Source organism: Plantibacter sp., from assembly GCF_059073635.1.
In genome coordinates this window covers 1-13,587 of record NZ_JCACOF010000007.1, presented here as the reverse complement: position 1 = coordinate 13,587, position 13,587 = coordinate 1, and the positions used below count along the sequence as shown (strand labels likewise).

Here is a 13,587-nt window from a genome sequence, read left to right as displayed (position 1 = left end):
AGCACATGGGGAGCACTCCCCATGCAGTCCCCACCCAGGGACGACGCCGCTCAGGCGACGGGGAACTCGGGCGCGATCGGCAGCTGCACGCGCGACAGCGCACCGCGGTTCGCGTAGATTCCGCGCCCCTGCGGGAAGTCCTTGCGCGCGAGCCTGGGGAAGGTCGTCCGGAGGACGAGGTCGCCCTCCATCTGCTCCGGCTGCAGCAGGATGCCCCGCCTGGCGCTCTTGATCTCGCCCATGAGCGGCCAGGACGACGACCAGCCCGACACCTCGTTCTCGGCGATCACGAGATGGTCGCTGCGTTTGATGGCCTTGATGAGCTCCACGAGCGGCGGGTCGGCGATGCCGTTGAGGTAGTCCGACAGCGTCTCGATGACGACGACCGTCCGGCCGGTCACCGTCTCGGCCGCGATCGCCGCGGACAGCGCCTTCGCCTGCTCGGCGATCGTCTCGGGGGTGACGGCCGACTCGTCGAAGCGCAGCTCCCGCAGCAGTTCCGAGCGTTTGGAGCCGAAGTAGACGAAGCGCGTCGTCGGATCGAAGCGTCGCATGGCGCCGACCAGGGATGCGACGGCGTTCGTCCGACCGCTGCCGGGAGGGCCGCCGACGAGGAACGCGCCGGACGGGTCGAACCCGATCGGTGCGAGGTCGGCGTCGCCGATGCCGAGCACGGGGCGGTCGCCGACGCGCTCGGGCAGCTCGCGCGCCTCGATCTCCTTCGGCAGCGCGCCGATCGGCGGGGCCGTGATCGTGGCTCCCGCGCGCGACATCGCCTCCGCGAGCCGGACCGTCGCGACCGACTGGTCCGAGAGCACCGGCGAACCACCGAGGATCGCGACCTGGACCTCGAGACCGTCGACGATCGCCCGGCCGGCGGGCGACTCGGGGCCGAGGATGTCCTTCGGCACGCCGAGGAGCTGGTAGCCGGTCTCGTCCGCGAGGCGCAGCACCACGCGTCGCTGCACACCGGAGCTGATGTTCGTCGGGACGGAGCCCGGGCGGTCGGCCGAGAACGCGATGTTCACGCCGAGCTGGCGGCCGTCGGTGATGAGCTGCTGGAACAGCGTGTACCACGAGGACAGGCCGAGCGTCGTCTCGTACTCCTGCCGGAAGGACTGGAAGCCGTCGACGAGCAACAGGATGCGGCGCTCGTCGTTGCGACCCGAGACGCGGCGGTAGTCGGTGATGGAGGACGCGTTCGCCTCGGCGTACCGGACGCTGCGCTCGTCGACGATCTCCTTGATCCGGCGGAGCAGTCGGATGACGCGCTCCTGGTCGTCGCCGGGGATGATCGAGCCGACGTGCGGCAAGGCCTCCAGCATGCGGAGGCTGCCCGCGCCGAAGTCGAGGCCGTACACCTCGACCGGACCGCCACGCGGCGTGATGCCCGCCGCGGTGGCGAGGGTCCGCAGGACGGTGCTCTTGCCCGAGCCGCCGGTGCCGAACACGGCGATGTGGCCGTCGACGTCCGGCCGGAAGTAGACCGGGCGCTGCTCCTGCGAGTCCGGGAGGTCGGCGACACCGATGAGCAGTTCGGCGTCGGACCGCTGACGGAGCTTGCTGAGGTCGTAGACGGGCGCCAGCTCGTCGAGCCAGGGCCGTCGCGGCGCCGGGATGGACGCCCGGTCGGCTGCGGCGATGATGCTCGCGACGAGCCGCTGCTGGTCGGTGGGGCCGAGGTCGCGCTCCTCCTCGGCGTCGGCCGCGCGGGGCTCCTCCCAGCGCGTCTCGCCGCCGAACCGCAGCTCGCGGACCTCGATGTCGGAGCGCTTGGGCTCGTCGCTCGTCCAGCCGCCCGCATAGCCGGACTGGAAGATGCTCAGGCGCCCGGGACCGGTCTTCGCGATGCCGCGGCCGGGGACGCCCGGGTCGAAGTGCGCCGCGTCCTTGACGCCGACCACGTCCTGGCTGTCGGACTCGTCGGCCATGCGCAGCGCGACGCGGAGGTTGGTGTTCGCGCGCAGGTTGTCCTTGATGACACCGGCGGGTCGCTGGGTCGCCATGATGAGGTGGATCCCGAGGGAACGACCGCGCTGGGCGATGTCGACGACGCCGTCGACGAACTCCGGGACCTCGCCGACGAGCGCCGCGAACTCGTCGATGACGAGGACGAGGGCGGGCGGCGAGTCCGGGTCGCCGCGCTTCTCGAGCTCGAGGAGGTCCTTGGCCTTCTTCCGGTTGAGCAGGTGCTCGCGGAAGTGCAGCTCGGCGCGGAGGCTCGTGAGCGCCCGCCGGACGAGGTGCGGGCTGAGGTCGGTGACGAGTCCGACGCAGTGCGGGAGCGTCACGCAGTCCGCGAAGGCCGAACCGCCCTTGTAGTCGACGAAGAGGAACGAGACGCGGTCGGGGCTGTACTCGGCCGCCATCCCGAGCACCCAGGCCTGCAGGAACTCGCTCTTACCGGCACCCGTCGTCCCGCCCACGAGGGCGTGGGGGCCCTGGGCGCGGAGGTCGAGGTGCATGGCGTCGACACCGCCCGATCCGACGGTCGCGCGCAGCTGGCCGGCCCGGCGGGGCTTCGGCGGGAGCCCGGGCGTGCGGTCGTGGATCGAGGAGTTCTGCCGCCAGCGGTCGACCACGGCGTCGCTCGAGGTCGTGAGCTCCGGCCCGAGCAGCGTCACCATCGACACCGACCGCGGGAGGTCGCTCGAGTCCTCGACGAGGGCGCCGGCGTCGATCACGGACGCCATGCGTCGCGCGTAGTCGAGGGCCGTCACCGGGTCGACGAACTCCGGGCGGGCGTCGTCGACGGAGTACCCGAGGCGGACCATGCCGACCGTCGCCGGTGCGTCGACGCCGGCCCCGGCCTCCGGGACCTGCAGGAAGGTGCGGCAGGCGGCGGGGAGCGAGACGACGTCGTCGGCGATCCAGATCGGGAAGACCCCCGCGTCCGCCGCGATCTCGGCGAGCTGGACGAGGCGTGCGCGGTCGACGCCGACGTCGTCGGAGATGAGCAGGACGATCGCGGGGATCGGGGACTTCGTGCCGGTGTCGTTGGAACTCTTCGTCCCGATCTCCGCGCCGCGCTCCTGGGCCGCCTGCTTCTCGGAGATGGCTCCGCGTCGGGCGTCGCCGGCCCGGGCCGCCTGCAGGCGGGTCTGGACGAGCTCCTCGATCGCGGCCAGCAGCAGGTTGCCGCTCGACACGCTGTCGGCGAGGTGACCGACGTCGAGCGGGCTGTTCGGCGAGGACGCGTGCGGGAGCCACTTGACCCACGAGAGGGCGTTCGACCACGCGGGCGAGACGATCGCCGAGACGACGACCTCGGCCGGCGAGTGGAGGGCGGTGAGCTGGACGAGGATGCCGTTCACCGCGCCCCCGGCCGTCTGCGGTGAACCGGCGATGCCGAGCGCGCCGGCGTCGTAGAGGTTGTCGATGATCGGCACGTCGGCGACGGTCGCGTACTGGTCCTTGAGCTTCTCGAGTCGTTCCTGGAACTCCGGCAGGAAGCTGTCGCGGGCCTTCGCCGAGACCTCGTTGCGCGACGGCATCGTGCCGACGCCGAGCCGGAGGTTCAGGAAGGACCAGTGCTCGGGGCGCCTGGTCCACAGCAGCGGCCCCCGTGTGAGCGCGTGCTTGAGCGCCTCGGAGGTGGACGGTGCCTCACGCATGCGGACGTCGTGCTCGATCTCCCGCTCGGCCGCGAGCTGCTTGCCGAGGGACTCGAGCCGCTCGTCGAAGATCTTGATCTGCTGCTTGAGCTTGCGCTTGTTGCGCCCGCGACCGGTGAAGTAGTTGCCGATGAGCATGAGCGGCGTCATGGCGATGAAGATCAGTGACAGCGGGTTCTTCGTGAAGAAGTACATCGCGCCACCGAGGAGCATGGGCGTGAGCATGCCGAGGAGCGGGAACGGCTGGTTCTCGCGCTCGGTCGGCGGCTCGGGAGCGGGGAAGGTCTCCCCCGCGTAGCGCTGTTCGACGCGCGGCGAGCGGTTGAAGTACACCGGCCCGGCCTTCGGGACGACACCCGCGCGACCGACGGTCCCGGCGAAGCCGATCTCGACCTCGGTGTCGCCGATGAGCACGCGCTCCGGCTCGATGACCTTGAGTCGAGGCACGATGCCGCCGTCGACGACGATGCCGTTGGCCGCGCCGAGGTCGACGAGTTCGATCTCGCCGCCGACCTCGAGGCGTGCGTGCCGCTTCGAGACGAGCGGGTCGTCGAGGACGATGTCGCAGCTCGCCTCGCGTCCGATGGTCCAGCTGCCGGCCGGCAGGGTGAACTCACGGCCGGCGTCGTCGCCGGAGAGGACCCGCACGACGGCGACGGCGGGCGCCTGGCCGGTGCGCGCCGCGGAGTAGTACACCCCCGCGTCGGCGAGCTCGATGACGGCACCCGAACCGACCCACGCCTCGCCGATGGGGGCCTCGGGCGGGAGCGGCAGGGTCTCGGTCGAGCCCGGCAGGCGCGCGTGCAGCGTGAAGTCGGCGTTCGCGGAGTCCGGCCCCTGCGGGTCGACGCGCGCGATGGTCGACGCGACCTCCGCGATGCTCGCCGCCGCGTCCGTCGTCACGACGATGTCGGCGGACGACCCCGACGGCCTGGTCAACGTCAGCTTGATGCGCATGCAGGATCCCCTTGGAAGTGCGGGCCGCTCGACGCGACCTCGATCAGCCTAGCGACGGCATAGCGGCTATCCGGCCTCGATGTCGGAGCCGCGCTCTGGCTCAGTCGGTCAGGGTCGGCTCGGACGATCCGCTCGGCGTCCGTCGACGGTCGACGGTACCGGTGCCGGATCGAAGAATGCGACGCCGGCGCGGCCGACGGTCGCAGTCAGTCCAGGTCCGGGACGATGACGCGTCGACCGTGACGGTCCTGGACCCGTCGTCCGTGGGCGAGCCGGTACTCGATGCCGCTCCGCCCGTACCAGGGGTCGGCCGGCGGGCGTGCCGCCCTCGGCCGTCGCCCAGTCGCTCGAGCGACGCACCCACGGACGGACGCGATCCGTCGTCCTCCGGGACGCCGGTCACCTCGACAGGCTCGAACGGCAGCGGTCCGGGCAGGCAGCTCGGTCGCTCCCACTGCTGGTCAGGCGCTGGTCACGGGCGGCGCTGCCACAGCCTCGACCGCACGTCGTAGTCGACGGTCGTCGACCGTGAGCTCCGGCAGCGAGAAGTCGTTGCGGTTCGCGGCGATCGGCCATGCGCGGCCAGAGCGTGCGCGGGCGGCCTCGACCGCACGCGTCGCCTTCGAGGCGGACCCTGCCGGTTCGCCGATCAGGCCAGACGACCGTCCGGGATACGGCTGCCGGTGCCGGCGTCCGGTTCGGCGTGCACCGGCGAGCACCAGCGACGACCGACGACCAGGAGTCGACGAGGCGCGACGCGGACCGGTCACGGCGCACCATGAACCCGTCGCGGTCATCCGTCCTCCGAATCATTGTCGTCTGAAGGCGTTCGAGCCGTTCCGTCGCGATGGAGGCGCGGGCGCAGGGAGCTCCGAAAGTCGGATCCACCGCGCTGCTCGTCGAGCGCATCCAGCAGGTCGTCCTGCATCCAGTCGTCGCACCAGGCCTGCAGGTCGGTGCCGTTCAGCCCGTCGGGTCCGGCACGCGGCGAGCGGACCCTCCGGCGTGTCGTGCTCGAGCTCCCATGACGAGTCTGCGCGGTCTGACAGCCGGACTGCGTCGCACGGACTCGCGTCACCGCCGGCCTCGAGCTCCTCGAGCAGCGTCGTGCGTGTTCGACCGAACCCGCCGTCGACGGCGTGTCGCCGCCCCATCCGATCAACTGCGCCGACGCGCGTAGCCTCTGCTCGCGATGTCTCGATGACCGCGCCGGCGAGCGCCGCCGACCACGCTTGCCGAGCCCTGGGATCGGGATGCATCCCGACGCCGGTCTCGACGACGTCGATCGCGTCGACTGACCGCCTCGATCGTGACGCGTGCCGCCTCGCCGAGGTCGCTCACCGGTCCGCGCAGCCGTCGAGCATCGCCCTGCAGCACGGCGATCACGCTCGGCCGCGTCCACGTGGACTGGACAGCGTCCTCGAGCTGGCCGCTGCGCCGAGGAGCGCATCCTGGTACTGCGGTCACGACGGCTTCCAACGCTTCGGCATCGCCTGACGGATCGCTCGCTGCGATCCCGAGGATCTCGGCGAGCGACCTCCGGCGAGCACGTTCGCGTAGACGCGCGGCTCGTCGCTGATGCCGAAGAACGCTCGACGTCGTGGGTCGGACGGTCCTGGCCGGGTCTCTGGCGCAACAGCGGGTGCCTCGACGAGCCCCGGGCATCTGCGGCGCCAGCGCGTCGGACGAGCTCGACGCGACGCGAGTCTGCTGACGTTCTCACCCTTGAAGTGACGTCGTTGCCGGCGAGCTGTTGCCATCGATCGTCCTCGGTGGCAGCGGCTCGCCGCATCGAGCCCAGATGCGTCGGGCTGAGGTCGACGTACGGTCCCAGGCTCGGACCTGTCGCGGCGCCCGGGGCCCGCCCGGTGGCGTACTGCGTGCCCGCCCAGAGACCGGCGCGGAGCCCTGCGAACTCGTCGTACGTGCGACCAGTCCCGCGTCCGTCCAGTACCAGTAGTTCGACCCGGGTCGTCCGAGGCGTACGCCCTCGTCCGGATGACATGGTGTCGTCCGGTACGGTCATCCTCGAGTCAGCCAGTCGAGCGCCTCGTCCGGGATACTGCCCGAGGGTGCTCGAAGCACGCGCGCCGGCCAGGTCGCACGACGCCGGTAGCCCGGAGTAGCCCGGTCTGCTCCTCCTCGAGCGAGACGCCAGCGTCGTGCCGCCCGGGCAGCGGTGAGCCGTCCTGCCAGATCGTGGTAGTTCCCACGCTCCGTCCTGGAATCGATCATGTCGGCGAGCGCGAGGCGTCGTCGTGACACCGATCGGGGCGTTCGCTCGGATCGCCGAAGAGGAAACCGATCGCCAGCAGGGTCACCGCCGACCGCCGTGCTGGCGTTCGCCATCATCTCCTCGGCGAACTCCTGCCCCGTCAGCGGCGGTCCACCGTTGCGAGCCGACGGACAAGCCGCCACGCACGCTCTGCGCGAGCGCGAGAGCCGCGGCAGCCGGGATGCTCCCATCCAGCCACTCGCCCACGGCCGAGCTCGTCGATGAGGCTGACGACGTTCTCGCCGCCCATGGCGAGGTTCATCTGCGCCATGACCTGACGGGTTCGTTGCCGTACAGGTCGTACAGCGACTGGAGGCTGCGACGACAGTTCGGCCTCGGAGACGTCGCCGGAGCCGATCTCGGTTCCCGAGCTCGGCCATGCCCTGCGCGATCGCGGTCGGCGTCAGCGACGCCGGACGTCGGTGATGCCGATCGCGGCGAGTGCCTGGCGCTGCTGCCGATCCCACGTGGTCGCCGTCCGGGCGGGGACAGCGCGAGAGACCAGCGCGTGCTGTCGGCCAGGCGTCGCGCTCCTCGGCCAAGCGCGTCGAGGCGCCGCTGCGGGCTCAGCGTGAGATCGCCCATCGGCCGCCTGGTCCTGCAGCTGGTCGGCGCTGGGCCTGCTCGCGTGGGCTCGGGCCACCCTGCGGGGTCCAGCGTACTGGCTGGTTCGCGGTGACCTGGTTCGCCTCGAACATCGTCTCCGTGTCACCGATCGCCGCACGCGTGGCTTGATGCCGGCCACGGTCGTCGTAGTACGTCGCCGATGGCCGTCACGAGCCGCCGCTCAGCGGCGGTGGTGACCGCGTCGATCGTCGCCACCGGCGTCGTCGAGGGAGGCCATCCACGTGGCCGCGGCGTCGCCCGCTCCAGACCTCGCGTCGGTGATGCCCGCCCTGCGCGTTGAGTCGCGACCGTGCGTGCCTCGGTCGAGGGCCGTCTCCGTCGTCTGGATGGTCGGTCGCGGTGGTGCCGAGCGCACCCGACGTCGATCAGTCCCGGGATCATCCGCTAGTCCAGTTCGCCATCAGCCCTGTGCCTCCTTCCGCGATCGCTGCCTCCGTCTCCTGCCACGTGCGCTGCGGCGTCTCACTTGCGACCTGACGCGGCGTCCATGATCTGACTCCGCCGGCGAGCGATGATCGTGCACGGACACCCACATCGCGAAGCTCTCGGCGGCACCGACGTCACTCGAGCTGCTGCAGCTGCCGCGCAGAAGTCGAGCGGCGACGTTCGGTCGGAAGGCCGGATCCGCTCGGTGTCCAGTCCGGCGCGGCGATCGGCCAGGATCTGGCTCCGCCGTCGACGACGAGCTGGTTGCTCGGCTCATCAGTTCCCCTTCGGTCGTCACGGCACCGGCGACCTGCACCGACAGTCACCGGACAGCTGGTTCCGGCGCGTACGTCGTATCAGCGTATCCGAGAGCACGGACGACGCGACGATGGGGAGCACTCCCCATGCGCGACAGTGGGCTCAGCCCGCGACCACGCCGGATCGGGAACTCGCCGATCCCGATCGTCGAACCGGCCTCCACGACGTAGGCCTCGCCCGGTTGGCACACGGTGACGGCGCCGGACGCGTCCGTGATCGTCGTGCCGTTCGTGGAGTGCAGGTCCGTCACGCGGAGCGACCGCCGACCGGGTACGACCACGGTGTGCGTCTTCGAGACGGACATGCGCGGGTCGACGAGTGCACGCAGCTCGGCGTCGGGCTGTTCCGGCCGCGCCGCAGGGGTTGCGCCCGAGCAGGATCGGCCCGCTGAGCGGGATCCGCTCGCCGCCGGGGAGCTCGAGGGCGAAGTCCCCCGCACGCAGCGACGACGAGACGACCGTGGCTCCCACATCCTCCGCCTGGACCGCGACGCCGTCGGTCGGCCGGACCGGTTCGGGCGTGGCCGGTCGGGGAGCCGCCGGAGCACCGGCGATCAAGCCGGGCGGGACGGTGATCTGCAGCTCCGGCGGCACCGAGGACGTCGACGCCGCGGGAGCGTGCGTGTGGGCGGGGGCCGATCGGAGGCTCACGGAACTGTGGCGGGGATGCGGGAGTTGCGGACGCTGGAGGTGCAGCGACAACCGACGCGACCACGGGAGCCGGTTCAGACGGGGCCGGCATGCGGCTCGGCCGCCGGAACCTCCGAGGAAGCCTGAGCCTCGGTCCACGGCTCGGAAGCTGCTCCCGTGAGCCGGAGGTTCTGACACCGGAGTCGACGCGGCGGACGTTCTGGGCGGGGATCTCCGCAGGGTGCGCCGGTGCCGGGGCCTGCTCCTCGACGGCCGCTGGCACCCAGCTCTGGATGGCCGGTGCCCCTGTGACCGGCGCACGTCGCCGGTGCCGTCTCGGGGACGGCCGGCTCGCTTCCGGTCGACACCGCTGCGCGCGGAGCCAGGACGGTGCGAGCGCCGTGCACGCGCAGGGTGGCGGACGCGCCGGGATCGGCACTCGGAGACGAGCTCGGCGAGCGCGCTGCAGGAAGCTCGAGGAACGGCTCCTGCCCGAGCAACGAGCGCTGACGCCGACGCTTCTGGACGCCGTGCTGCATGATGAACGTCGCGGCGGCCGTTCCCCGTGCGGACGGGGCGGTCGTGATCGCGAACGCGAGCAGCGGAGCCGGATCGTCGACCGAGACGACCCGCAGGCGGATGTCCGCGCTCGTCCCACCGTCGATCGCGACGTAATGCCTGGTCTGCTGCGCATCCTCACCGGAGGCGGCGACCGCACGTTGGACGAGCGCGACGACGTCGTCAGCGGTCCCCGCGAGGTCGAGATCCAGACCGGTGTCGGTCAGGTCGGGTGATCTCATCGGTGGTTCCTCCCCAAGCGCCGTCGGCCGACGACGGCAACGGATCGATTATCGCCTACGCCGTCGCCCTCGTGGGGAGGGTCGAGCAGCGCACCGCGCGGGCGGGCCCGGGGTGGACGTCGCATCGGCTCACCGCGCGTCGTGCTCCCACGGCCAGCGCGGGGTCGGACGCCGCCCGGTCGACGACGTGGCGACGGCGGCGGCCGCGAGGACGATGACGAGCGCCAGCACACCGACGGTGACCGAGAACGGCCCGGTCAGTGTCGTCACGGCGAAGGCGGCGGCGTCCGCTCCGTCCCGGCTGGCGATCGCGTCGAACACGCCGCCGCTCACGCCGTACGCGAGCCAGGCGAGGAGCCCTGCGAGGACCGCGGAGCCGACCGAGACGCGCAGCGGGGTGCGGCGCGTCTCACGGATGATCCCCCAGAGGACCACGATCGTTGCGACCACGACCATGAGCGGACCGGTCAGTGGGCCGGCGTCCGGGTCGGTCACGACGTCGAGGTCTGCCAGCAGGCTGATGAACCCGAAGGCGCAGACGACGAGTGCCACGTAGGTGACCGCTGCGAACGGGGCGATCCACCAGGGACCGCGTGCTCCGTCCGCGTCACCGGTCATGCTCAGCGGGCGGTCGTCGGTCCGGCTTCGAGGACGCGCTCGTACTCGGCACGCGCCTCGAGGTTCGCCTCGCGCACCTTGCGGCCGCGGGCGGCGATCCAGCCACCGAACCAGACGGGGATCTCGCGGGCGACGACGAAGGCGAGGACCGGCCCGAACGTGAAGGCGACTCCGGTGACCTCGGCGAGGATCTCGTCGATGCTGAGCGTCCAAGCGCGCTCCTGGATCAGGAACCCACCGACCCACGCGAGGAAGACGACCAGGCCGATGATGAAACCGCCGAGCACCCAGTGCACCCAGCCGGAACGGTTCACGATGGTCGCGGTCACGACCCAGGCCAGGAAGAAGCCTGCGGCGGCCATGAGGAACGGCCAGCTGGTGGCGATCTGGATGAGGTTCTCGACGAACGTACCGTCGCCTTCCAGCACCAGCTGGAGGCCCGCGACGGCCGCCGCGTAGAGGCCGGCGAAGATGATGGTGCCGAGGAGACCGATGAGGATGCCGAAGCCGCGGTTGCCGCGGACCTCCGGCTCGGAGGGTGCCTGGACGTACAGCGGGAAGGCCTGCTGCTGTTCGGTCTCGGCGGCGGTGGCGGTCTCGGTCGCGCCGGAGCGGGCGACCGGCTCGTAGGCCGCGGCGGGGTACGGGTGGGCACCGGTGTCGGCCTGCCGGGTGGCCGCCGTCGACGTCGGGGTGCCGGCGGTGTCGTCGTCGTCGAAGTCGATGTTCGAGTACGCGCGCTGCGGCGTGTGCGGCTGGTACGGACGCGTCTCGCGCACCCCGGCGTCCGAGGCCGTGTCGGCGCGGTCTGCGACCCGACGGTCGTCGACGACCGGGTCCGCGCCGACGCCGTCCGCCGTGGTGATGGTGTCCTGCTGCACGGTGTCCTCGGAGAGGATGTCCCGCTCAGCCACGGGCCGCTCGGCCGCGGGCTGCTCGGACGCGGTCGTGGGACGCGCGGAGCCAGACGCGGTCTGGGCAGCCGCCGGAGTGCTCGGGTCGGTCGGCGATCCGGGCTCGGGGTTCTGGGTGCTCATCGCGTACTCCTTCGGCGGAAGCCAGTTCAGGAGCGCCCTCACGGCACTCCGCTCGCCACGGTAGCAAGCCGGGGCACGGATGCTCGGCAACCTCGCCGGGACTCGCTCACTCCCGTCGACCCGATTCAGGTCTGATTCATATCCGGAGGAAACGGTCTCCTCAGCTCCGCGCGGTTGAGTGGGAGTTCTAACAGACATCTGTCGGATCACTGCCGATCCCGCGACGCCGAGCCCCCACGGCGCATCCCCCGGAAAGGCCCCATGCCCGAGCAACTCCCCCACGCCCGTCACGCCGACGCCCGTTCCCCGTTCGGTCGGCTCTCCGCTCGCTACCGCGCCCTCCCCCTGCGCGGGCGACGCGTGGTCGCCGGTACCGCTGCCGGAGCCGTCCTGCTCCTCGCCACCGCGGTCATCACCCCGATCGCGCTGCAGCAGTCCGACACGACCGCATCCGCACCGGCCGCGCAGGCGGTGGACGACACGACGTCCACGGTCCCGGCCTCCACGGTCAACGCCACGGCGGTCACCGCGATCTCCGCGACGACCGGTTCCGTCGCGGGTGGCAGCACCCTCACCGTGAGCGGTGTCGACGTCGACGGCGTGACCCGCGTCGTCTTCGGTGAGCAGGAAGCCCGGATCCTGTCGGCGACGAGCACCGAGGTGACCGTCGCCGTACCGGCAGCCACCGGCTTCTCCCCCGCCGACGTCGGTATCGCCGTCTACGCGGACGAGCTCCGGGTCGACGGTGACGCGCTGAGCTACAGCTACGACATCACGAGCCCCGTCGACGCGCAGATGGCCTACGTGTTCACGCACTGGAACGACTACAACCTGGCTGAATACGGCTCACTGGTCGACACCGACTGCGCGAACTTCGCCAGCCAGAGTCTGCTGGAACGCGGGTGGACGATGGACGAGGACTGGTGGGCCGAGGGGACCGGCGACGACTTCGACTTCTCGAAGGCCTGGGTCAGCTCGACGTTCTTCATGAACTACGTCGAGGAGCACCCCGAGCTCGCCACCGCCCTGGACGACACCCAGCGCGAACCAGGTCAAGGTCGGCGACATCGTGCAGTTCGACTGGGACAACAGCGGCGACCGCGACCACACGGGCATCGTGTCGAAGGTCGAGACCACCGACGCCGGCACCCAGGTGTACTACGCGGGGCACACCGACGACACCGACTACCGCACCGTCGACGAGGCGATCACCGTCATCCACCCCGGCGCCTCCGTCTACTACTGGAGCATCGCCTAGCCCGCCCGCTCGGTTCACAACTCAGGACGTCATCGGCATGTCGGCCCCGCTCACACTCGTTCGAGCGGGACGCGCCGGACCCGTCCTGAATTGCGAACGGGACGCCGGGGTCAGGCGGGGAAGAGCGTGGAGACGATCGCCTGGGTCCAGCCGCTGATGTTCGTGTTCGACCAGCGCGTGGCGATCCAGGTACCGTCCCGCACGAAGTGACGTTCGCCGTACGTACCGGCGTCCTCCGAGACCTCGGTGAAGCACATCGTTCCGCCGGTCTCCTCGGAGCAGGTGAAGCCTGCCTCGTTCATCCGCGCGATCACCGACGCCTGGGTCGCAGCGTCGATGGAGAGGACGATTGGTGGTGATGCCGACGTCGCCGCCACCGCTCGCCTTCACCAGGGCACAGTTCAGACGGTCGGTGTTCGACGAGATCACTGCCACGAGGGCGCTGTCGTTCGAACCGAAGAAGTCGGTGGCGAGTTCCGGCAGTGACCATTCCGGGTTCAAGGCGAGGAAGCCGTCTGCGGTGAGTGAGTCGATGTAGCCGGCGGGGAAGAGCTGCGTGCATTCGGTCGGACGCACCGGTGCGGCAGGGGTCTCAGCGGTGTCCGTCGTGGTCGGAGCAGGAGTGGAGCCGGCGGTCGCCGTCGCACTCGGTGTACGGGTCGAGTCGGCGGCGGGCGTGCCGCCCGGGCCGACGACCAGGAGCCCGATGACGACGATGAGCGCGATCGCCAGCACGCCGGCGAGCACGCTCAAGCCGATCACGACCGGATTGCGCTTCCGCTTGGGTGCCGGAGCGCCGTAGCGGACGTCTGGCTGCACCGGGGTCGCGTCCGGCTCCAGCGGCTGGAACTGGCCGGTGGGCTGCTCGGGCTGATCACTCATCGGACCAGCATGTCGTGCAGAGACCCGCCACACAACTCACCGATGCCCGATTCGTTCGCCCATTCCGGGGCGAACGGGCATTCGCTCGCCCAGGAATGGGCGAACGAACGACGGAGGGCCCGTCCCGATCGAGAAACGATCGGGAC

At 71.0% G+C, this 13,587-nt stretch carries 8 protein-coding genes; 2 read left to right on the top strand and 6 right to left on the bottom strand.

Translation table 11 applies throughout. The features are described 5' to 3' along the window. Positions 1 to 50: 50 nt before the first annotated feature. The 5 genes from AC5JOC_RS05260 to AC5JOC_RS05240 all read right to left on the bottom strand — a co-directional run bounded on the left by AC5JOC_RS05260 (position 51) and on the right by AC5JOC_RS05240 (position 11,301). A complete protein-coding gene (locus AC5JOC_RS05260) occupies positions 51 to 4,571 on the bottom strand; it encodes a type VII secretion EssC family protein (RefSeq protein WP_274499511.1) in 4,521 nt (1,506 codons plus the stop codon). Positions 4,572 to 8,221: 3,650 nt separating this feature from the next. After that, a complete protein-coding gene (locus AC5JOC_RS05255; RefSeq protein WP_494245681.1) occupies positions 8,222 to 8,521 on the bottom strand; it encodes an FHA domain-containing protein in 300 nt (99 codons plus the stop codon). Positions 8,522 to 8,941: 420 nt separating this feature from the next. Beyond that, complete coding sequence (locus tag AC5JOC_RS05250) at positions 8,942 to 9,646, bottom strand: hypothetical protein (RefSeq protein WP_494245679.1); 705 nt, start codon at positions 9,644 to 9,646, stop codon at positions 8,942 to 8,944. Between the two features lie 129 nt (positions 9,647 to 9,775). Further along, positions 9,776 to 10,264 (bottom strand): DUF6121 family protein, encoded by a 489-nt coding sequence (locus AC5JOC_RS05245; protein WP_411557984.1) that lies wholly within the window; start codon positions 10,262 to 10,264, stop codon positions 9,776 to 9,778. 2 nt (positions 10,265 to 10,266) lie between these two features. After that, positions 10,267 to 11,301: a hypothetical protein gene (locus tag AC5JOC_RS05240; protein ID WP_124768798.1), complete on the bottom strand. Its 1,035-nt coding sequence runs from the start codon at positions 11,299 to 11,301 to the stop codon at positions 10,267 to 10,269. A gap of 261 nt (positions 11,302 to 11,562) precedes the next feature. On the opposite strand from AC5JOC_RS05240, the gene AC5JOC_RS05235 reads away from it, so the two are divergent. Beyond that, entirely contained in the window at positions 11,563 to 12,648 is a 1,086-nt protein-coding gene (locus AC5JOC_RS05235) for an IPT/TIG domain-containing protein (protein WP_494245677.1), read from the top strand. A 21-nt stretch (positions 12,649 to 12,669) separates the two neighbouring features. Here the strand turns inward: AC5JOC_RS05235 and AC5JOC_RS05230 are convergent, their stop codons facing one another. Beyond that, positions 12,670 to 12,936, bottom strand: a complete 267-nt coding sequence (locus AC5JOC_RS05230) for a hypothetical protein (RefSeq protein WP_494245675.1) — start codon at positions 12,934 to 12,936, stop codon at positions 12,670 to 12,672. Positions 12,937 to 13,115: 179 nt separating this feature from the next. On the opposite strand from AC5JOC_RS05230, the gene AC5JOC_RS05225 reads away from it, so the two are divergent. Further along, positions 13,116 to 13,361: a hypothetical protein gene (locus AC5JOC_RS05225; RefSeq protein ID WP_494245674.1), complete on the top strand. Its 246-nt coding sequence runs from the start codon at positions 13,116 to 13,118 to the stop codon at positions 13,359 to 13,361. Positions 13,362 to 13,587 lie beyond the last annotated feature (226 nt).